At 66.6% G+C, this 21,202-nt stretch carries 12 protein-coding genes; 2 read left to right on the top strand and 10 right to left on the bottom strand.

Features of this window, described 5'->3' with window-relative positions:
* Position 1 precedes the first annotated feature (1 nt).
* Entirely contained in the window at positions 2–4,231 is a 4,230-nt protein-coding gene (locus tag WC326_01050) for an alpha-amylase family glycosyl hydrolase (GenBank protein ID MFA7329636.1), read from the bottom strand.
* 136 nt (positions 4,232–4,367) lie between these two features.
* Here WC326_01050 and WC326_01045 point away from each other — a divergent pair, with 136 nt between their 5' ends.
* A complete protein-coding gene (locus tag WC326_01045) occupies positions 4,368–4,886 on the top strand; it encodes a hypothetical protein (protein ID MFA7329635.1) in 519 nt (172 codons plus the stop codon).
* Between the two features lie 88 nt (positions 4,887–4,974).
* Here the strand turns inward: WC326_01045 and WC326_01040 are convergent, their stop codons facing one another.
* The 7 genes from WC326_01040 to WC326_01010 form a co-directional block, all read right to left on the bottom strand.
* Complete coding sequence (locus tag WC326_01040; protein MFA7329634.1) at positions 4,975–5,490, bottom strand: BrxA/BrxB family bacilliredoxin; 516 nt, start codon at positions 5,488–5,490, stop codon at positions 4,975–4,977.
* Between the two features lie 111 nt (positions 5,491–5,601).
* A complete protein-coding gene (locus tag WC326_01035) occupies positions 5,602–6,675 on the bottom strand; it encodes a hypothetical protein (protein ID MFA7329633.1) in 1,074 nt (357 codons plus the stop codon).
* On the bottom strand, positions 6,675–11,819 hold the full coding sequence (locus WC326_01030; protein MFA7329632.1) for a C25 family cysteine peptidase: 5,145 nt from the start codon (positions 11,817–11,819) through the stop codon (positions 6,675–6,677). The genes WC326_01035 and WC326_01030 overlap by 1 nt, the downstream gene beginning before the upstream one ends.
* A gap of 246 nt (positions 11,820–12,065) precedes the next feature.
* The gene (locus tag WC326_01025) at positions 12,066–13,943 is read right to left on the bottom strand and encodes a nucleoside-diphosphate sugar epimerase/dehydratase (GenBank protein ID MFA7329631.1); all 1,878 of its coding nucleotides are present in this window, start codon (positions 13,941–13,943) and stop codon (positions 12,066–12,068) included.
* A 267-nt stretch (positions 13,944–14,210) separates the two neighbouring features.
* Entirely contained in the window at positions 14,211–14,804 is a 594-nt protein-coding gene (locus WC326_01020; GenBank protein MFA7329630.1) for a sugar transferase, read from the bottom strand.
* Entirely contained in the window at positions 14,804–15,964 is a 1,161-nt protein-coding gene (locus WC326_01015; protein ID MFA7329629.1) for a DegT/DnrJ/EryC1/StrS family aminotransferase, read from the bottom strand. Before WC326_01015 ends, WC326_01020 begins: the two co-directional genes overlap by 1 nt.
* A 102-nt stretch (positions 15,965–16,066) precedes the next feature.
* Positions 16,067–17,374, bottom strand: coding sequence for a nucleotide sugar dehydrogenase (locus WC326_01010; GenBank protein ID MFA7329628.1), 1,308 nt, complete (start codon positions 17,372–17,374; stop codon positions 16,067–16,069).
* A 351-nt stretch (positions 17,375–17,725) separates the two neighbouring features.
* Between WC326_01010 and WC326_01005 the strand changes: the two genes are divergently transcribed.
* On the top strand, positions 17,726–18,718 hold the full coding sequence (locus tag WC326_01005) for a glycosyltransferase (GenBank protein MFA7329627.1): 993 nt from the start codon (positions 17,726–17,728) through the stop codon (positions 18,716–18,718).
* On the opposite strand, the gene WC326_01000 is transcribed toward WC326_01005, so the two are convergent.
* Together WC326_01000 and WC326_00995 are read right to left on the bottom strand one after the other, a co-directional pair.
* Positions 18,687–19,934, bottom strand: a complete 1,248-nt coding sequence (locus WC326_01000) for a glycosyltransferase (protein ID MFA7329626.1) — start codon at positions 19,932–19,934, stop codon at positions 18,687–18,689. The two genes, WC326_01005 and WC326_01000, sit on opposite strands and share 32 nt — an antisense overlap.
* A gap of 10 nt (positions 19,935–19,944) precedes the next feature.
* Positions 19,945–21,192 carry a glycosyltransferase family 4 protein gene (locus WC326_00995; GenBank protein MFA7329625.1) on the bottom strand — a complete coding sequence of 416 codons (1,248 nt, stop codon included), beginning with the start codon at positions 21,190–21,192 and terminating at the stop codon, positions 19,945–19,947.
* Positions 21,193–21,202: the final 10 nt, after the last annotated feature.

The following is a 21,202-nucleotide window of genomic DNA, read 5'->3' as shown; positions in this document are numbered from 1 at the left end:
CTCACTTCACCAGGCTGAGCTTGCGCGAGCCGCGCCAGGCGCCGGCGCGGGCCTGCACGACGTAGGTGCCGCTGGCCAGGTGGCCGGCGTTCCAGTGGAACACGCGACGCCCGGCGGGCAGCCAGCCGTCCGCCAGAGTGGCCACGCGCTGGCCGGCCAGGTTGAAGATCTCCAGCTCCACCTGGGCGGCCGCGGGCAGCGTCAGGGGAATGGAGACCCGCGGGTTGAAGGGGTTGGGCCAGGGCTCGCCCAGCTGGAACTCCACGGGCAGCACCGCCGGGTCGGGCGGGCTGACGTCCACGGCCTCGTTGCCCAGGATGAACCAGCGCGCGTCCCAGTTCGCCAGATCCACGCTCACGTGGGTGTCCACGCCGCCCGTGTACTCGTGCACGCCGCCGCCGAACAAGTCGGTCAGATACCAGGTGCCCGCCTCCATGCCCCAGTCGGCCACCGGCAGCGTCAACTGGGCGCTGCGCGTGTTGTCGCTGAAGTTGTAGACGCAGAGGATCACGCCGTCCGTGGCGGGGTCCTCGGGCACGCGGGCCAGGCTGTAGACCTGGCTGGGATCGTTGTTGACCAGTTGCAGGGAGCGGTTGGTGCGGAACTGGGGCCAGGCGCCGCGCGTGCGGCAGAGCTGCTGGTAGTACGGGCGCAGATTCTGGGGATCGCTCCAGTTGATCAGGCCGCGCGGGGTGGTCTCCCCCACTTCCTGGCCGGCGTAGATCAGCGGCACGCCGGGCAGGCTGAAGAGCAGGGCCGCCGCGCAGCGGGTCTGGTCCGCGTTGTGCGCGGGGTAGAAGCGCGCCTCGTCGTGATTCTCGAGGAAGCGGAAGGGCAGGGCGTTGTCCGGGTACCAGAAGCCCACGTTGCTCACACGGTCCTGCACCGTGGAGGGCGCCACATTGTTGATCTCTTGCAGGGCGTTCCAGAACAGCGGCCAGTCGTAGGCCAGGTTGAAGCGGCCGTCGAAGATCGAGAAGTCGTCGGCCCCGGCCTCCGCCAAGAGGAGCAGGTCTGGCCGGGTCACGCGGATGGAGCGGCGCCAGTCGCGCCAGAACTGCCCGTCGCGCTCCTGCGGGCCCCAGGCCACGTCGCAGCGGTAGCCGTCCACGCCCACCTCCTCGATCCAGTAGCGGCTGAGCTGGGCAGCCTCGCGCTTGTAGTCCGGATGGGAGACGTTGAAGTTGGGCAGGCTGCTCCAGTCGTAGTAATACTGGTGCGTGCCGTCCTGATTCCACATGTACCAGCCGCGGTTGAGGCTGTCGTCGCCGTACTCCAATGCCGATTGCATCCAGGGATGGTCGATGGAGCTGTGGTTGAGCACCATGTCCAGCACCACGCGCAGGCCCCGGGCGTGGGCCTCCTCCACCAGGGTGCGCAGGTCGCTCTCGGTGCCGTAATCCTGCTCCACGGCGTAGTAGTCGTTCACCGCGTAGCCGTGGTCGCTGGGGCCCTCGAAGACAGGCATGAACCAGATGGTGTTGGCGCCCAGCTCGACGATCTCGTCCAGGCGCTCGGTGACGGCGGCCAGGTTGCGGCGGGAGTCGAAACTGCGCACGAAGATCTCGTAGACGATGGCGTCGCGCACCCAGAGCGGGTAGTCGTTCTGGCCCACCGGGCGGGTGCGGCCGTTTTCAACTTCGAAGAGGCCGCGGGCCGTGCCCGTGTGGCCCTGGGCGTCCGTCACGGTCAGCCGGAACCAGTAGGCGCCGTCCGTGGCGGGCAGCTGCGGAACGGAGGCCACCATCGAGCCGGAGTTCGTGATCGCCACGGCCTCGGGGTTGCCCTCCTCCATCTCCCAGAGCCAGCCCGTGATGTCGCCGTCGATATCCACCGTGGCCGTGCCGTAGAGCTGCAGCACCGATTCCTGCAGCAGCAGGCTGATCTGGGGCTGGGGCGCGTGTTCGCGCAGGAGGGTGATCTCCAGCGCCGAGCTGGACCCCCAGAAGCCGTCCGCGTCCTGGGCCTTGGCCTGGAAGCGGTTGAGACCGTCCAGCAGCGTCAGGTTCGTGCTCCAGATTCCATCCACCAGGGCCACCTCGATGGAGTCCGCCAGCGCGCCCGCCTGGCGCACCAGCCGCACGCTGCCGGCGGTGTTGGGCGTGGCCGTGCCGCGCACGGTGCGCGCGGCCAGGGTCGTGGAGCCGCCCTGGGTCAGGAAGCGCACCACGGGGCCGGGCGAGGCCATGTGCGGACCCACGTCCTCCGGCAGCACAGGCGCGAAGCCGCGTCCCGCCGCGTCCAGGCGAGCCGTCCGGCCCAGGCTGCTGTTGGCCAGCAGGACGTCCTCCCACCCGGCGGGCTCGACGCAGGCCGCATCGTAGACGTCGCAGTCCCAGGCTTCGCTGAGGCCGCCCTGGCCGGGACCCACCTCGGTCACGCCGCCTTCCAACGGCGCCACGCCCGTGATCGTGGCGAAGCAGCCCAGGAACCAATCCTCCTGCCAGCTGCCCAGGCGCTCCTCCAGCAGGTCCATGGGCAGGTTGGCCACCAGGGTCTGGCCGCTGGTCCAGACGCTGAGCGGCGCGCCGGCGATCAGCGGATTGTAGTCCGTCAGCAGGCGGTTGTCCTGCTCCGGGTTGAGGTGCGGCGAGGTGGGCTTCAGCAGGGACAGGAAGAGCCCGGCCGTGGCCCAGTCCGGGGTCTCCAGCTCGTCGCGCAGGTGATCGGCGGAGGGATCCGCCGCCAGCGTGGGCAAGAGGAGCAGGTTGACCCGGCTGTAATCGTGCAAGAGGCGCAGCCGCACGCGCACCTGCAGCGAGTCGCCCAGGGCCGCCTCGCGCAGCTCCACGGCCTCCAGGTCGGCGTAGCCGCCAGGCGGCGTGGGATAACCGTAGAAGCCGGGACCGTCGTCGTCGCGGTCGGCGTCCAGGCGCAGCCAGCCCTCGGGCTGCAGGGCCGCGCACCAGCGCGCCGTGGCCAGGTCGCCGTCCATGTCGGCCAGGCCCACCTCCACCCGGGCCTCGCCGGCCTGGGTCAGGGGAACGGTCAGCCGCAGCGAGTCGCCGTCCCAGCTGTGGGCGACCAGCGCGCCGTTGATCCGGGCCGTGAAGGCCGCCGGGTTCAGCTCCTCGCCGCCGTCCGGGGCGCGCACGCCCAGAGCCAGCTCCAGGCTGGCGGGCTCTCGCCGCACCAGGCCGTCGGGCCGGGACCAGCCCGTGGCCCGCGGACCGGGGGCAGGCGCCAGGTCCAGCATGCTGTTGTTGTTGTCGTTCGCGTTCATGCGCGGGTTGTCCGGGTCGGACGACCAATCGCTGCCGTTGACCACGAACTTGTACTGGTAGGCCCCCTCCTGCAGCACGCGCTCGACGCTCCAGGTGCCGTCCGCGCCCAGACTGAGCGGCGTGAGCGTGGAGTTCCAGCCGTTCATGGTGCCCGCCAGATTCACCGTGCTGATCTGCGCCGGACCGGTGTAGAAACTCGAGCGCGGATCCAGCCGGAAGCGGTGCCAGACCTGGGCGAAGACCGGCGGCTCGCCCACGAAGAGGTTCCAGTTGCCGCCCCCGTTGCTGTCCCAGGCGCTGCCGTTGGTGAAGACCCAGTGCAGGCTGTTGATCTCCTCCACCGCCGTGAGCTGGATGGACCAGACCCCGCCGCCTTCGTCCACCATCGGGCTGCGGACGGCCATCCCGTCCCCGACGGCCACTGTGCCCGCGGGCCAGACGGCCTGGGGCGGCTCCACCCAGTTGCCCGCGCCGGACTCGTTCACGCCCCAGTGCAGCAGTACCGGGCCGCCGGGCAGGGTGCCCGGGCCCGTGTTGTAGAACACGCTCACCACGTCGCCCGTCTCGGGCTCCAGGGGCGTCCACCAGCAGGCCACGTCACTGGCCATGTAATCGACGATCCAGTTGGCACCGCCGTTGTTGTCCCAGTTGGCGCCGTCGGTGAAGACGAAAGCGATGTGCTCCATCGGCTCGACGGAGGGCACGGCCACCTGGAACAGCCCGCCGCCCTGGGCCAGCAGGGGCGACTGCAGGGCGAAACCGTCCGGCGAGACGGAGCCGGCGGGCCAGTTGGCGGCCGGCGGCAGGCTCCAGCCGCCCGTGTCGGGGTCGTAAAGGCCCCAGTGGAGCTTGACCTGGGCCGGCGCGTCGGGCAGGGCGCCCGCCACGGCGTCGTAGGTGATGGTCAGGGTCTGGCCGACCAGCGGCGCGGCGGGCTCCAGCGTGACCACCTGGGCGAAAGCACCGGTGGCCAGCCAGGCAGGAAGGAGGATCAGCAGGGTCTTCATGGCGGGTCCTGTGGTTTGAACTGCCAGAAAGTAGAAATCTGGACCGAAGCTCGGTCGCCCGCCTCGTTGCGCTTGCGCCCTTGAGACGGTTTCTTTCCGGCCCGCCCGGGCGGGTCAACAGCGTGGGAGAACCGTCATGAACCAGCCCCTCGTCCGCCTGCTGCTCCTCCTCTTGCTGGGCGCCGCCGGGCGCGCCCAGGTGGGCGCGGAACCGACCCCCGCCCTGCCCGCCGTAGCCGTGCCCGACAGCGCGGCCAGCGCCGGGCCTGTCCTGGAGCCCGAACGCTATCCGCTGACCCGCTGCCTGATCACGGGCGCACCGCTGGGCAGCATGGGCGAAGTCATCCAGCTGGACCTCCACGGGCTGAGCGTGCAGCTCTGCTGCGACCATTGCAACGCCGAGGCCCAGGAGCGCGAGGAGCTGTTCCGCAAGACGATCACCAAGGCCCTGCTCAAGCGGGACGGGCCCGACTATCCGCTGCAGGACTGCCTGGCCTGCGGCCAAGCGCTGCCCCGCAAGCCGCTGCCCCTGGTGCAGGGCTCGACCCTGCTGCTGGTGGACACGGAGGCCTGCGCGGCCCGGCTGGCGGCCGAGGGCGCGGGCTGGGCCCGGACGGTCCGCGCGGCCCGGGCCGCGGCCAGCGCCGGCCGCTAAGTCCCACGTCATTTCGAGCCATGAGAAAGGGGAAGGCCCGGCCTTCCCCTTTTGCTTGTCCCGCCGCGAACGGCCGCGGAACTCGAGCCTAGGCCTGCAGCGAGCAGCCGCAGGTGGCCGTGAATCCCAGCTGCTCGAACTGCGCGGGCGGAATGGAGGGCCCGCTGCGCTGGCAGTGCTGCTCGAAGGCCTCCACCAGGGCGGCGGCCACGTCCACGGCCGTGCGCTGCTCCAATTGGGGCCGGGGCAGGGCCCAGACCAGCTCGCCGTCGCGGAACAGCGCCAGGAAGGGGCTGGACTCGGGCAGGGGGCCCAGGTGCTCGCGCACGCGCCGGACGGCCAGTTTCTCCATCCCGGCGAAGACGGTCCAGAGGCGGTCGGGGATCCGGCCGTTCTGCAGGGCCAGGGCCACGCCCGGACGCATGTTGCCCGCCGCGCAGCCGCAGACGCTGTTGATCACCACCAGCGTGCTGCCGCCGGTCTGCGCCAGGGCCTCGTCCACGGCGGCGGGATCCAGCAGCTCGCGGAAGCCCACGGCCAGCAGTTCCTCGCGCATGGGCTGGACGGCCACGGGATCGTAGCTCGGCATGTCGGACCAGGTCATGAGGGGTTCTCCTTCTTGGACTATTTTAGTTCTGTTTTGGTGATAACATAAGGTCCTTCCGCCCCGGGGTCAAGGGCGGAAGGACCTGAAGTCGCTCAGTCGCTCAGTCGCTCAGTAGCGCAGTTCCAGACTCACCCGGTGGCTGCCGCCCAGCTCGTGCTGGGTGAAGGCGTAGTTCACCTGGGCGTGGCGCAGGTGGAAGCCCGCCCCCAGGCTGAGCTGGGCCTCGCCGAAGTCCGGCGCGGCCACGCCGCCGCGCAGGATCAGCACGCGCCGCAGATCCCACTCCGTGCCCAGATGCCAGGTGCCGTCGTAGAGGTCGTCGTACTCCAGCGCCACGCGCCAGCCCAAGGCCAGGCGGCGCCACTCGTCCTGGTAGGAGAAGCCGGCCCGCATGCCGCCGGGCAGCGCGTCCTGCTGGCCCGAGGGCGTGTCCCAGTCCAGGTCCTGGGCCACCAGGTTGTGCCGGGCCACGGCCAGCACGAACTCGCGCCGGCCGCGCTCGCCCACCCGCGCCGGTTCGGCGACCATCAGCTTGATACCCAGGTCCACGCCGCTGCCGCTGGCCCCCACCTCGTCCAGGTTCTCGCGCACCAGGCGCAGGGAGGACCCCACGGCCAGGCGCGCGGGCAGCCGGTTGCGCAGCAGACCCTGCCCCAGCAGGATGTCGAACCAGAATTCGCGGCTGAGGCCCACGGTGAGGGCCGTGGAACGGCTGTCGAAGGCGCTGCCGCTCGTGGCGCCGTTGGAGCGGTCGTCGGGGTTGCTGGGATCCCGGCCGTCGGCCAGGGCCGCGTAGCGCGGGATGTCCGTGACCAGGTTGACCTGGGCTCCGGCGCTGAGCGCCCAGCGTTCCCGGACCTGCCACTGCAGGGCCGCGCTCTGGTAGGACGAGAGGCCGTCGAACAGGCTGACGCCCTCGGCATAGACCTTGAGCGGCTGGTCGTCCACAACCAGTGCGGGATTCCAGAAGAAGCTGGTGGCGTAGGACTTGCTCGTGCTCCAGGCGCCCGCCATGCCCGCGGCGTCGGCGCCCGTGCCCAGGTGGATGAAGTCCGCCGCGTACTCGCTGGCCTGAAGTCCGGCGGGACCGAGCAGCAGCAGGCAGAGGGCCCGGCGCGTCCAGCCGCCGGCGAGCCGGGACGCGCGCCGCCCCGGACGCGAAGTGCAGGTGGGGGTCGTCATCAGCGGAGCCTCGCAAGCTTGTAGACCTCGTCGACGGCGGCGCTGCCGTCGGCCACCACGCGCAGGAAGTAGACGCCGTTGGCCACGTCGCGGCCCTTCTGGTCGCGCCCGTCCCACGTGTACTCGTCGTAGCCGATGCGTGGCGTGGGGATCTGGATGCGCCGCACCAGCCGGCCGGCGGCCGTGTAGATCTCGAAGCGCAGGCTGCGCGGCACGTTGCTGAGCTGCCAGGCGAAGGTGGTCTCGTCCTGGAAGGGATTGGGGTGGTTGGCGAAGAACTCCATCCGCAGCCCCGTGGCCACGCGGAAGGGCGTGACCAGCTCGCTTTCGTTGCCCAGGGCGTCCCAGCTGCGCAGGGTCAGCTGGTGTTCCGAGCCCGCCGCCTGCAGGCCCGGGCTCCACTGCAGCTGGACGCCCGTGGTGCCCTCACCCACCTGCAGCTGCTCGGCGGGCACGGCCACGCCGTCCAGCAGAAGCTGGGGCGCCGAGAGGCCCTCGCCCAGGTCCAGCCCGTCGGGGTCGCTGAGCAGGAATTGGAAGGTCGGCTCGCTGGGCACCACGTCGCCCGGCGCGAACCACTGGCCGGCGGCCTGGATGCTCAGCGCGGGTCCCTGCTGGTCGCGCAGGGCCACGGGCAGCACCCAGCCGTCCTCAAAGGTCAGCGCGCTCTCCAGCCGCCAGGTACCCGCGTCCTGGCTGGCGCTACCCGGCTGGACCACCCAGAGGCCGCGCTCCGGCACCCAGCGGGCCAGGGCCAGCGGCAGGCTGTCGCCCAGCACGGCGTCGGGGAACTGGAAACGCGGGCCGGCGGGCAGGCTGCAGGCCAGACTGGAGGACGCCGGTTGACGGTCGGCGGCGGAGCGCTCGGCCGGCCGAGGGGCCAGATCCAGCGCGCGCAGGTTGGGATGAGTGTCGGAGGCCCGCAGCAGACCCAGTCCGGGCTGGCCCTGCTCGGCCTCGCGCAGGGGCGGCACGGCCACGTCGTGCAGAACAGGATCCAGCTGCACGGGAGCCTGCAGCTGACCGGCCGGCACCTGCAGGTTCCAATGGCCCGCGGCGTCCAGGGGTAGCCCGCCGCCCGAACCCGCCAGCGGCGTGAGCAGGGTGAAGGCGTCCGCCAGGACGAGGCTGTCCACGCCGCCCAGGGCGACGTCGTCCTGCCAGAGCGGACCCACCACGCAGCGCAGACGCTGGGCGCCCGGGGCCAGCGCCACCAGGGCTTCCAGTGTCTGCGGACCCGTCACGGCAGGCACGCGCCCTTCCCAGACCGGCGTCCACGTCTCGCCGTCCTGCCGCGTGATGCGCGCGCTGGCCTGGTTGAGGGGCCGGTTGACGGAGGCCGTCCAGCGCAGCCCGGCGCTCAGGCCGCCTGCGCCTTGCCGCACGGCGATCAACGTGTCCACGGCGGCGATCCGCTCATTCTCCAGGATGCTCACGTAGCGGCCGTCCAGGTCGATCCAGCCGTCGCGCAGCCCGTTGGCGTTGACGTCCGTCCAGCTCTCGCCCGGGCTCCAGGCGCCGCTGCCGTCCGCGTCCACGAAGGGCTCCCCTGGCGGATCCCACTGGCCGTTGCCGTTGTGATCCTCGTAGGCCTCCTCCGCGTCGTGGCGGCGGTCGCCGTCGGCATCCGTCCAGGGCTCGCCGTCGAAAATGCGGAAGCGGTAGATCAGGCCGCCGGACTGGAAGTAGGGGTAGTCCTCCACCTCCACGTTCCAGCCCTGCAGCCAGTCCGCGGTCAGGGCGAGGTAGGTGTTCGGGCCGGTCGCCGGCAGCGCGTCGATCTGGCGCACGAACACGCCGCCGCCCAGGGAGCCCATGTTCATGCTGGCCAGCGAGGACTCGCTGAGATTTGTGAGCACGCGCACCGAGTCCACGGCCAGGGGCGACTCGAAGCGGAACTGGAGCGGCGCGCCCGCCAGCCCGCGCTCCGGGCTGTGGCTGCCCAGCGCGGCATAGGGCGCATTGAGGAAGAGCGGCAGCGCGCCCACCGCCCGGCCCTGGCTGGTGTTCAGGGCCAGCAGCAGTTTGGCTTCCCGGGTCTCGTTGATGGTGGGCAGGTTGAAACTCACGCTCTGGCCGTCGCTGAAAGCCAGGCTGTAGGTGCGCAGGTTGCTGCCCTGGAAATTGCTGGGCCGCCGGGCGTGGGGCAGGAAGGTGGCCTCCAGCGTGCCGCTGAGCCCCGGCGGATCCGTGCGCAGGATGAACTGGGCCGGCTGGCCGCCGTCCAGCTGGAGCAGCCCGGGCTCGGGCCGCAGGTGGTGGCGCGGGAAGGCCGGCACCAGGGCCGGGTCGCCCAGCAGGTTGTACATGTGGATGATGTCCGCCGTGTTGCCGGTGAGCAGCAGGCTGTTCTCCGTCAACTGGACGATCTGGCCCAGCGTGAGGGGCTCCTCGGCGTACTGGTTGTAGAAGTACTGCATCATCAACGGGTTGTCCACGTTGATGGTGGCCTTGGCCGAGGAGCCGTAGAAGGCGATGGAGCCCGCGTTGGCTTTGCGCAGCAGCAGCTCGGCCATGGAGGCCGAGTCCGGGTCGTCGTAATAGCCCACCAGACAGGACCAGGCGAAACTGATGGGATACTTGCCGCGATTGGTCAGGAAGCGGATATCCGTGGCCCGGAACAGGCTGCTCGAGGAGAGGATGCCGATGGCGCCGTGCCCGTTGTAGTTGAGCACCGTGCAGCCGTCATTGAACAGGTCGATGAAATCCAACGCCCCGCCGTGGTAGGGGGAATCGGCCCGCACGTGGATTTCCGCCGCCGGATAGGCCTCGGGAATGACGCCCCGGACGATGAACTCATTACCCACTTCGAAAACCTGGTCGTTGCCGCCGTCCGCGGCCATGACCTGGGTCTCCATCCACTTGCCGGGCACGCTGCGCTCGCGGTATTCCCGATGCTTGCGCAGGTAGTCCGTCAACTGGGTCCCGTTGTAGACCGAGATCCGCCCCACCAGCAGGTCCTGAAAGGTGTCGGGCACCACCTCCAGCAGTTCGTTGCCCGACCACAAACTGTCCGCGCCCACCAAGTAGGTGAAGATCTCGTCCGTGGCCGTGGCGCCGGAGGTGTTCGTCTGCACCCACCAAGTGGGGACCTGGGTACGGTAGCGCGGATTGAAGGCCAGCTGAATGTCGTTGGCCCGGCTGGCCCGGCCCACCAGGGTCAGGTAGGCGGGGGCCGGACTCTGCCACTGCTCGAAGGTCCAATGCAGGAAGTCTTGGATCGCCCCGGTGTGCATCCGGCCCTGGTTGAATTCGCTGTAGATCGCCTCGATGTCCACCACGCGCACGCTCAGGGACTGCTCGTGGAAATCCACCAAATCCTGGAGGGCCGCGTGGTACTGCGCCGGCGCGACGATGAGCATGTCCGCCTGCTGGTCCGTGTCCCGCAGATGCACGTTGGCGTGCCGGACGATGGCAGCCGGGGCCTGCAGGCTGGCGCGATCGCTGATGAACAGGTCGCCCGCCACGCCGGCCAGGTGCGCACGCTGGGCGTCGGTGCGCCCCGCCACCGGCCAGGCTCCGCGCAGGATCCAGCCGTCCTCGCTGAGGATGAGCGGATTGTCACTGCGCAGGCCGCCGATGACCTGATTGGCCGCCTCCACCTGTTCGAGCGGGAGCTGCAACTGCCCATCCGTCTGCAGGGTCAGCTCGCGCAGGTAGTCCAGTTGGATCCAGTTGAGATAGTTGTAGTCGAAGTCCACGCCCCGGTCCAGCGGCAGCTCGAAATCCAACTGGGCTTGTGTCCGGCCGGCCAGCTGCCCGGGGGCCAGCGGGAACCAGCCGGTGATGGTCTCGTCGCGCTGGGCGGCTTCAATGTCCCCCACCCATTGGCCATCCAGCCTGACGATCAGGTGGTGATCCGCGCCCGTGCTGCTGAGCTCGGATTCGCCGCGCAGGGCGAAGCGGATGTGGTCCAGACTCTCGGACCCGCTGCCCAGCGGATCTTCCAGGGTCACGGTCACGGCATAGGTGGCTGGTTCGTTCACGGCCTGCATGGCCAGCCACTGCCAGTGATCCGTCTCGGTGGGCGCCTTCGGGTCGCCCTTGAGCGAGGTCCAGAGTGAGTTGCGCTCGATGTGCTGCAGGTGGCGGTAGCTCTCCTGATCGGGCAGGCCTTCCAGCGGCGCGGCCCCCCGTTCCACGAAACGGCGCCCCGTGCCGTGGCCCCAGGTCAGGAAGTAGGCGTTCTGGGGACTGAAGAAGTCCGTGGGGAACGCGTCGCCCCGGCGGGCCCGGCCGGCGAAGATGAAACTGTCGCCGGGATCGAAGCGCGCGTCGCCGCCGTCCAGCAGCAGGAGCGGCCGTTCCTGCTCCCCTTCCCAGAGGGAGAGGGTGGCCGGATCGATCTCGTCCAGGTCCATGCCCGCGTCGCGCAGGTCCTGGCCGCTGACGCTCACCAGGCCGTCGTGGTCCACCATGATGCGCTGGATCCACTCGTCCTGGAAGGCAGGGTTCACGCCACTCAGCGGGGCGGCCGGGCGGGACTGCAGGCGGCGGGGATCCGTCCGCCAGGCCCGGGACTGGGCGGCGTTGAGCACCGACTTGTCCAGCAGCTGTTCGAAAACCGGGGATTCGCGCCAGGCGCGCCGCCCGGCGGGTGCCGACTGGCTCAGGCGGTCCTGCTCGCCGGATTCCGGCAGGAAGACCAGTTCGAACTCCAGCTCCGTGAGCCGGCTCCAGGCGCCGTCGTGCACGGCCACGTCCACGGCCAGGCGCTGCAGTTTCTGGGAGCGCTGCCAGCCCAGGTCCAGCAGGCGCAGACCCGCCCGCTCCGGACCGCCGGCGGGGGCCGTCAGGCTGTCCGCGCCCAGCGTGGGCGGGGCCGGCCACTCCTCCGTGCGACGCTCCTCGCGCAGGATGCGCAGGCTGGGCCGGGTGCCCGGCGGCACGGCCAACAGGAGAGGCGCGCTCAGCCAGGTCCGGTCCCCTTCCTGGGCCAGAATCGCGCCCGCCGAGAGCGGCACCCCGCGCAGGCCGGCGGCGCTCTCCCGGGGCTCCACACGCAAGTCCGAGAGATCCACCTCGACCCGGATGGATTGCTCGTCCTGGTGCAGGATGCGGGAGGTGAGGGCCTGGCTGGCGGAGGCCAGCAGCAGCAGGCTGAGCAGAGGCAGGGCGCGGAAGCGCGCAAGGGCTGAGTGCATGGTCTTGTACCCTGTCTGGCTGTGCCGACCGTCATGCGAACGAAGGGCCGGTGGATCCACCGTGGCCCGCTCCCACGAGGCGGTCGGCTACTCCTTGGAATCGGGTTCTCCCCCGCCCAACTTCAGCGGCGGGACTCCGCAAGGCGACGACAACGTATCAAGGTTCGACAGCACTCTCCCGCTTGGGACTCGATGCAAGGCCGAGAATTCCGGACACCGGGCCCGCCCGGGCGCCGGCACAGCGCGCTAGAAGCGCCGGTTGTCGCCCGCCACCGGGGTGTAGGTGGGAACGATGGTCCGCAATTGTTGGACGATTTCCTGATCCCGTCCGGAATCTACCAATGACAGCAGGTCTTCCAAATGCCCGTTCAGCTGACCGGGATCCGCCTCGTGCTCGGGCACGGCGACGCTGATCTTGGGATGCAGGGTGGGCAGCAGCTGCTCGCCCGTGACCCAAAGTTCCTCGGTCATCTTCTCGCCCTGGCGCAGACCCACGATCTCGATGTCGATGTCCACGCCCTCCTGGAGGCCGGAGAGCGTGATCAGGTTGCGGGCCATGTCGATGATCTTCATGGGTGAACCCATGTCCAGCACGAAGATTTCGCCGCCCTGGCCCAGGGCCGCGGCCTGGATCACCAGCTGCACGGCCTCGAAGATGGTCATGAAGTAGCGTTCGATGTCCGGGTGCGTGATGGTGATCGGCCCGCCGGCGCGGATCTGCGTCTTGAAGAGCGGCACCACGCTGCCCGCGCTGCCCAGCACGTTGCCGAAGCGCACGGTCATGAACTGGGTCTCGGAGCGCGCGTCCAGTTCGCGCACCAGCAGCTCGGCCACGCGCTTGCAGACGCCCATGGTGCTGGAGGGGTTGACCGCCTTGTCGGTGGAGATCATCACGAACTTCTCCACCCCATGCCGGTGGGCGGCTTCGGCCAGCAGGCGCGTGCCCTGCACGTTGTTGCGCACGGCCTCGTCGCGGTTGCGCTCCATCATGGGCACGTGCTTGTGGGCAGCGGCGTGGAAGACCACGGCCGGCTTGTGCTCGCGGAACAGCCACTCCACGCGGCTGGACTCCACGATGGAGCCCACGATGGGCTCGATGCGGTTGCGGTCGGGCCGAGACGAGAACTCCTGCATCAGGGCGTAGAGGCCGTTCTCGTTGTGGTCGAAACAGATCAGCCGGGTGGGTTCGAAGGTCAGCACCTGGCGGCAGAGTTCGCTGCCGATGGAGCCCGCCGCCCCCGTGACCAGCACGGTGCGTCCGGAGATGAAGCGCCCGATGGAGAGCAGGTCCAGCTTGACCGCGTCCCGGCCCAGCAGGTCCTCCAACTGCACTTCGCGCAGCTGGCTGATGGAGACGCGGCCGTCGATCAGGTCGCGTACGGCGGGCAGCTTGCGGAAGGTGACGTTGTGGCGCCGGCACTGCTCCACGATGCGGCGGATCAGCTCGGCCGGCGCGTTGGGCACGGCGATGAAGACCTGGTCCACGTCGTAGGAGGAGAACACGTCGCCCAGGTCCCCCGTGGAGCCCAGCACGAGCACGCCGTGGATCTGCTTGTGGAGCTTGCTGGGATCGTCGTCCAGCAGTCCGATGACCTCGAACTGGCTGCGCGGGTTGAAGTGAATCTCGCGCAGGATGGACTCACCCGCGTCCCCGGCGCCCACGATCAGCACGCGAGCGGCCTCGGGCAGGGCGGTGGGCCGGTAGCTGCGCAGGGCGCGCACCATGAAGCGGCTGCCGCCGATGAAGATGATGTTCAGGGTCCAGTCGATGAGCAGGACCCACTCCGGGAAGTCCGCGAAGTGGGGCACGTGCAGGCCGCGCAGCAGGAGCAGGACGAAAATGAAGAGCAGGCTGCCCAGCGCGACGGCCCGGAAGATGTTCTTCAGGTCGTCGATGCTGGCGTACTTCATGATGCCGCGGTAGAGGCCGGAGAAGTTGAAGACCACCAACCGGACGGGCACCATCACGGCCAGGCCCGAGGTCAGGATGGGCCAGACCACCTCGGGTATCCGCCCGCTGCCCAGGATCAGGAAGGACAGGTAGTACACGAGGGCAGAGATGCCCACGTCCATGCTGAGGATGAGAATCCGCCGGTAGGGATTCAGGCGTTCGAGGAGGTCCACGGCGTCCTTTGCTGGGCTGTCTGACGAATCTCGGCTGCGCTGGCGCGTCCCAAAGAACGCAAATCGGGCACGAGAATCAACCTAGGAGTCTGTCGGCCTTGGCCACTTGGCGGGCTTCATCGCCCCACCCGACGCTGGCGTCGGGCCACCCGGCCCGGATTTTCCGGAGCTTTCTTGCACATACCCCCAGTATGCGCTGCGAAATCTCCGAAAAACCGGCCTCGACTGGGACGCGAATCCCATCCAAGGTCCAAGCCCGACAGACTCCTAGTGCCGTTTGAAGAGCGCGCCCAGCGTCGCCAGGATCACGCCCAGATCCGCTTTCAGCCCGGCCCGGCGCGCGTACTCCAGGTTGATGCGCAGCTTGTCGCGCATGACCTCGTCCACGTAGGTGCGCTCGGGATCCGCGGCGGCGGCCAGGATCTCCGCCTCGTGCCGGTACTTGATGGAGGCCAGGTCCGTGATGCCCGGACGCAGCTCCAGCACCCGGCGCTCCTCCTCGGTGTAGAAGGCCACGTAGCGCGGCACTTCCGGCCGCGGCCCCACGAAACTCATCTCGCCCTTCAACACGTTGAAGAGTTGGGGCAGTTCGTCGAGCTTGCTGGCCCGCAGCCAGCGACCGCTGCGCGTGATGCGCGGATCCTGCCCCACGGTGATCTGCCGGCCCGGCTCGGCCGTTTCGCGCATGGTGCGGAACTTGAGGATCCGGAAGGGCCGGCCCCGGCGGCCCACCCGCTCCTGGCGGAAGAGCACGGGGCCCGGGCTGTCCAGCCGGATCCAGAGGGCCGCCCCGGCCAGCAGGGGCCAGACGAGCAGCAGGCCCAGCGTCGCCAGCAGCAGGTCGAGTCCGCGCTTGGCCATCAGCGGCGGTGGCTCCGGGCGATCTCCAGGCAGACCTCGGCCACGCGCAGGGCCTGGGCGTCGCTCATGGCGCTGAAGAAGGGCAGGCTGATCTCGCGCGCGTACTCGGCCTCGGCCACCGGATACTCGCCGCCCCGGTAGCCGAAGGTCGTGCGGTACCAGGGGTGCAGGTGGACGGGGATGAAGTGCACCGAGGCGCTCACCTCCCGGGCGGCCATCTCCTCGATGAAGCGCGCGCGGTCGATGCTCAGGGCCTCGAGGTTCAAGCGCAGCATGAACAGGTGCCAGGCGTGCTGGTGCCCCGCGCCCTCGGCGGGCAGGGTGAACAGCTCGGGCTCGCGGCCCAGGACCTCGAAGAGCAGGGCCTTGAGCGCCAGCCGGCGGGCCCGCATCTCGCCGATGCGCTCGAGCTGCACCAGCCCCAGCGCGGCGGCCAAGTCCGTCAGGTTGTACTTGTAGCCGGTCTCGACGATCTCGTAGAACCAGCTGCCGCCCTTGTCGTAGCGCTTCCAGGCGTCCTTGCTCATCCCGTGCAGGCTGATGATCCGCGCCCGGGCCGCCAGCTCGTCGTCGGCGCAGGTCAGCATCCCGCCCTCGCCGGTGGAGAGGTTCTTGGTGGCGTAGAAGGAGAAGGCCGTGGCGTCGGCGATGCTGCCCACCTTGCGGTCCTTGTACCAGGTCTCCGTGGCGTGGGCCGCGTCCTCCACCACCTTCAGGCCATGGGCGCGGGCGATGGCCAGGATCTCGTCCAGGGGCGCCGGGTGGCCGGCGATGTCCACCGGGACGATGGCCTTCGTGCGCGGCGTGATGGCCGCCTCGATCTTCGCCGGGTCGAGGCAGAGCGTGTGCGGGTCCACATCCACGAAAACCGGGCGCGCGCCGTGATACACGATGGTCTCGGCGCTGGCCACGAAGGTGTAGGGCGTGGTGATCACCTCGTCGCCACGCTCCAGGCCCACGGCCGAGAGCGCCATGTGCAAGGCGGCCGTGCAGGAATTGAGCGCCACGGCGTGCGGGGCGTGGGCGTACTCGGCGAAGGCCTGCTCGAAGCGCCGGGTTTTGGGGCCGGTGGTCAGCCAGCCGCTGCGCAGGGTGTCCACCACCTCGGCGATCTCGCGCTCGGTGATGTCGGGCAGGCAGAAGGGAATTCGCTCGCTCATCGTCTCCCGTTCCAGATTCAGTCGGTGTGGGGGCATGCGAAGCGGGACCCGTTCCGAGTCCCGCGCCGCACCGTGTTTCGTCGCTCCAGGTCCGACAGGCGCTTAGGCCTTGAAGATCTTCTCGCGGCCGCTGGTGACGGCCTTGGTGGCGTTGCGCGTGTCCACCACCAGGCTGGAGTTCGCCACCACCATGCCGTAGTCCACGTCGTCGTGGTCGGTGGAGATCAGCACCACGTCGTAGCCGCGCAGCATCTCGGGGGTCAGCGGCACGCTGTTCAGGTGGATGTCCGCGCCATGCTCGTCGTGGTAGGTCGGGATGTAGGGGTCGTGGTACTCCACCACGGCGCCCACCTTGGTCAGCAGCTCCACCAGCTTGATGGAGGGCGACTCGCGCATGTCGTCGATGTTCTTCTTGTAGGCCATGCCCAGCAGCAGCACGCGGCTGCCGTTGATGGCCTTCTTCTGCGCGTTCAGCGCGTGCATGGTGCGGTTGACCACGTACTCGGGCATGCCCGTGTTGATCTCGCCGGCCAGCTCGATGAAGCGCGTGTTGATGTCGAATTCCTTGGCCTTCCAGGTCAGGTAGAAGGGGTCGATGGGAATGCAGTGCCCGCCCAGGCCCGGGCCCGGGTAGAAGGCCTGGAAGCCGAAGGGCTTGGTCTTGGCGGCCTCGATGACCTCCCAGACGTCGATGCCCATCCGGTCGAAGACCATCTTCAGCTCGTTGATCATGGCGATGTTCACCGAGCGGTAGATGTTCTCCAGCAGCTTGGTGGCCTCGGCGGCGCGCGTCGAGGAGACCATCACGGTCTTGACGATGACGTGGTCGTAGATCGCCTTGGCGATGGCCGAGGCCTCCGGCGTGTGGCCGCCGATCACCTTGGGAATGGTGCGCGTGTTGAAGCTGGGATTGTTGGGATCCTCGCGCTCCGGGCTGAAGGCCAGCCAGAAGTCGCGCTCGGCGGAGAGGCCGCTGGCCTTCTCCAGGATGGGCCGCATCACCTCGTCCACGGTGCCCGGGTAGGTGGTGGATTCCAGCACCACCAGCTGGCCCTTGCGCAGCCGCGTGGAGATGGCCTCCGTGGCCTTGATCACCGGCACCAGGTCGGGCTCGCGATGCTCGTCCAGCGGCGTGGGCACGGCGATGAGCAGCGCGTCGGGCTCGCCCAGCCGGTCGAAATCCGTGGTGGCGTCCAGCAGGCCCGTGGCCGCCGCCGCCGCGATGCGCTCCGTGGGGATGTGCTTGATGTAGCTCTTCCCCGCCTTGAGGAACTCGCACTTGCGGGCATCCAGTTCGAAGCCGATGACCTTGATTCCATTTTCCACGAATTCCAGGGCCAGGGGCAGCCCCACGTAGCCCAGTCCGATCAGGCCGACGGTGAAGTCCTTCTGGGCGATGCGCTTCAGCATGATATCTCCTGTAAACCGAACAGTTTTACTGTTATCGCGAACACGAGCCCACGCAGATGGTGCGTCAAGCTCAGAGCCGCCTGGACATTATCCGCACTGAATGTGGCAAACTTCACTTGCAGACACCGGGGAAGCCGCCACCCCACCATCGTCAGGCTGGCAAAAATCAGCTCGCCTCCAGTTGGAGCAAGTTGGAACGCGTGTCATCTTGCGTGCGAGAACCGTCCGTCAATTCCGAGGTGTCCCCTGCGCATCCTGTTCATCATTCCCAATCTCTTTCGAGGTGGGGCCGAGTACCAGTTAGTGGAACTCTGCCGATCCATCCAGGCACGCTCCACCCATGAGATTCGCGTGCTGTCCTTCTATTCGGAACGAGCTGCCGCCCTCTCTGGCCATTATGAAGAACTGCGGCAGTTAGGGATTCCGTTAGATACTCTCTTTGACCAATTCATAACGGGTATACCATTACTTAGAGCTACGCGACGGTATCTCGCAGAACACCCAGCTGATGTAATTCAGACATTTTTGCAATCGAACTTATATACTGGTATAGCATCGATCGGGCTTCCAGGGCAGATTTTTTACGGGATTCGAAGTATGATTAATTTATCTGTTATGGAACGCCTTCTGTGCCGAGTTTTGGATCGCCGAGTGTCGGGCTACGTTGGAAACGCCCAGCATGCAACGACTCACTTTTGTCGCCAACTGAATTGCGCAGAGCACAAACGGCACACCATCTACAACGGAATCGACCATGCGCGCTTTTCCCACCCCCGACCCAGCCGTGAGGTTCGGAGCGAGTCAGGCTTGCCTGAACTGGCCCGTTGTCTGATTACCGTTGCCAACATGCATCATCCGCAAAAGGGCCATGATGACTTGATTCAAGCCTGGATACGGGTGGCGCACACTCGCCCATCGGACCACCTCGTCCTGGTCGGAACTGGAAACCGCATGGCCGCCTTGCAAGCGCACATTCAGCGTGCCGGTTTGGAGGGCCGAACTCACTTTCTTGGTATGCGCAGGGATGTGCCGGATTTGTTGGCCGCCTGCGACCTGTACGTCAGCCCATCCTGGGTGGAAGGGTTCTCCAACGCGATTGCAGAGGCCATCTTATGTGGGTTGCCAGTGGTCGCCACTCGAGTTGGTGGAACGCCAGAAATGGTTGAACCCGGTGAGTATGGGAGCTTGGTGGAGCCCAGACAAATAGACGAATTGGCTGTTGCCTTAGCCAAAGAGTATCCAAGGAGGACACAAGAAAACATCCGGCGTTTTGCCGATCGTGTGTCTCTCGAACGTTTGGGGGGAGAATATCTTAAGATGTACGAGTTATCGCTAAAGGGCTAATTTCGACATCAAACACCTTCACTAACTGACGAATACTTGTTTGGATATCCCACGCGTCAGGGTTCAACTCGCTTGCGGTTTGCTTTAATTGGTGAAGTAACTGCCAATTGTTCTGCATGAGAAGCTCAAGCTGGCCTGCTTGCTGTTCGACGTCATCGGGAATCAGAAAGAGTCCATTTTCTTCTTCTTGTAGGATTTCTGGAATCCCAGTTATGTGTGACGCCAATAAAGGAAGCCCGGCAGCGGCGGCCTCCATCAACGAAACCGGAAACCCTTCACTCCGCGAAGGAAGCACAAACAGATCCGCCTGTGCCAAATGGGCCCGTACCTCACTCTCGGTGGCTAGTCCATGGAACTGCACCCAATCCGAGAGACCAGACGTCATGACCTGTTGCTCTAGGGCCACCCGCTCAGGGCCATCCCCCACTAGGTGATATTTCAATGCAGCTCCACCACGGAGTTTGTAACGCGACAAGGCCTCAAGGAATACATCAATTCCCTTGACCTTACCCAGCAGGGCCACGGTGAGCAACTGGGGTGGCACTTGGCAACCTGGCGACCGCAACTCACGATACAACGACGTGTCGATGCCGCAACGAACCACATGGATCTTAGAATCCAAATCCTCTCCATATGTAGTCAATAAATGGCGACGGTTGTATTTGCTGACGGTGACACAGGCCGTGCACAGTTCCAGCCGTTGGCGCAAGTTGAATGGGGCGTAAACAAACAAGTCACTTCCGTGTGCTGTGAAGCTGAACGAAATACCTCTTAGGTGAGCCAGCAAACAGGCCACCGTTGTGGCCACTCCAGCGAATTGGGCGTGAATCTGCGTGATTTGCCCGTCCAGGCGCTGGTGAAGGTCCAAGACCCTGGGCAACAGTAGAAGTGATTTCAAAAACGAACTGTGCCCCTGTCGCAGGACCAGAAGTTCCTTGCGATCAAGCTCAAAGGCCAATGCAACAACCCGGAAAAAAAACCGGGGATGGAGAGCGGCCCAAGTGATCAGCTTACCTAGCTCCCGCAATCCTGATCGGGCTTGCAAAAGGGGAGGATCCTTCGGCTCAAGAGTTCCAGTCCCCGGACGCAAACTGCACACGACATCCAATGGAAACCCTTGGTCACGTAAACCATGCATCTCTCGTCGAACGAAGGTATCCACCGGATTGGGAAAGCACGTGGCAAGGTAGGCTAGGCGGGGGGCGCGGGGATTCATGCTTGCCTGCTTAGGGCCTGGGAGAAGTGATTTGGTGAATCATTTTGCCGGCAAGGTGCGAGATCTGGTGCTTCTCCCTTACATATTCCCGTCCCTTGTCCCCCATGGAAGCACGGGCTTCGGGCGAGAGGTGCAAAATGAATTCTAACCCTTCGATGAGTGCAGAGGTGCTTTCCGGTGCCACACTGATGCCGCATGCTGCCTCAACCACAGGATCGTTACCGGCTTCGATGGCATGCAGAATGGGTTTGCCAGCCATCATGTAATCGAACAATTTGTTGGGGCTGATACCAAATCGGTAGAGTGGCGTACGCTGCCATCCTATGTACAGGGCGTCCATGCGCGCCAGGGCCTGCGGGACTTGGCGCTTTGGGATGGGCGGCAAAAAAATGATTCGGTCCCCCAGTCCCAGATCGGCCGCCTTTTGCATTAAGCCCGGCTTGGCTGGACCCGACCCGATCATGACCACGCCAAAGGACTGGGTTTGGCAGGCGGCAATCGCCTCCACCAGCGTGTCCAGCGCATTGGCAAGGCCATGGGATCCCACATAGCCAAGCAAAAATCCAACCCGGGCTCGCAGGTCTTCGATGGCTTCAACCTGCTCAGTTCCCAGCTCCTCCTGCAGGCTCTCCCATTCGGCAAGATCAATCCCGTTGGGGATGTAGAGGAATTTTCGCCGTTGGAGACCGTGCTCCAACATGTGATTCATGGCCTTTGGCAGCAAGGAGACGCATGTGTCACAATGTGAATAGGCGAAATTCTCGCCCCATTGCATGAGCAGAATGAATGGATGCAAACGGGAATAGCGACCCAGTTCCAACGGTGACAGCGGCCACAGGTCGTGGACTTCGAACACCAGTTTCGCCTTGTGCAAGCGTGCTAGAATCCAAGCTGGAACCATGTCCAGCGGATACGTAGAGGAGGCGATCACCACCGAGAAGCGGTACTTCCAAATGAAAACAGGTAATCCGGCGATCAACCATAACAGGAAGACGCCCATGTTAAGGATCCGTCCTAGGCCATTCCCCCGGTAGGTTGGGGTGCGGAACCAGTGGTAGTGCACACCGTCCAGCACCTCCTTGCGCACCCACGTAACACCGGCTGGATTGTGGGATCGGAGGTGGGAAAACGAAGCGGCAAAGACATGAACTTCATGCCCCTCCCGCTGCCACTCCCGAGAAAAATAGAAAGGTCGAAACTCCATTCCATGGGTTGGTGATCCGGCGTAATGATTGATGAGCAGGATATTTTCGGCCATAAAAGTACGT

The organism is Candidatus Delongbacteria bacterium, from assembly GCA_041675285.1.
Classification (GTDB): Bacteria; CAIWAD01; CAIWAD01; order CAIWAD01; family CAIWAD01; genus CAIWAD01.
This window is presented reverse-complemented; position numbering and strand designations above follow the sequence as displayed.

What these genes read in the sequence shown, in the direction of transcription:
- WC326_01045 (MFA7329635.1), top strand. Translation starts at nt 4,368, where the DNA reads ATGAACCAGCCCCTCGTCCGCCTGCTGCTCCTCCTCTTGCTGGGCGCC.
- WC326_01035 (MFA7329633.1), bottom strand. Translation starts at nt 6,675, where the DNA reads ATGACGACCCCCACCTGCACTTCGCGTCCGGGGCGGCGCGCGTCCCGG.
- WC326_00995 (MFA7329625.1), bottom strand. Translation starts at nt 21,192, where the DNA reads ATGGCCGAAAATATCCTGCTCATCAATCATTACGCCGGATCACCAACC.
- WC326_01030 (MFA7329632.1), bottom strand. Translation starts at nt 11,819, where the DNA reads ATGCACTCAGCCCTTGCGCGCTTCCGCGCCCTGCCTCTGCTCAGCCTG.
- WC326_01010 (MFA7329628.1), bottom strand. Translation starts at nt 17,374, where the DNA reads ATGCTGAAGCGCATCGCCCAGAAGGACTTCACCGTCGGCCTGATCGGA.
- WC326_01020 (MFA7329630.1), bottom strand. Translation starts at nt 14,804, where the DNA reads ATGGCCAAGCGCGGACTCGACCTGCTGCTGGCGACGCTGGGCCTGCTG.
- WC326_01050 (MFA7329636.1), bottom strand. Translation starts at nt 4,231, where the DNA reads ATGAAGACCCTGCTGATCCTCCTTCCTGCCTGGCTGGCCACCGGTGCT.
- WC326_01015 (MFA7329629.1), bottom strand. Translation starts at nt 15,964, where the DNA reads ATGAGCGAGCGAATTCCCTTCTGCCTGCCCGACATCACCGAGCGCGAG.
- WC326_01000 (MFA7329626.1), bottom strand. Translation starts at nt 19,934, where the DNA reads ATGAATCCCCGCGCCCCCCGCCTAGCCTACCTTGCCACGTGCTTTCCC.
- WC326_01040 (MFA7329634.1), bottom strand. Translation starts at nt 5,490, where the DNA reads ATGACCTGGTCCGACATGCCGAGCTACGATCCCGTGGCCGTCCAGCCC.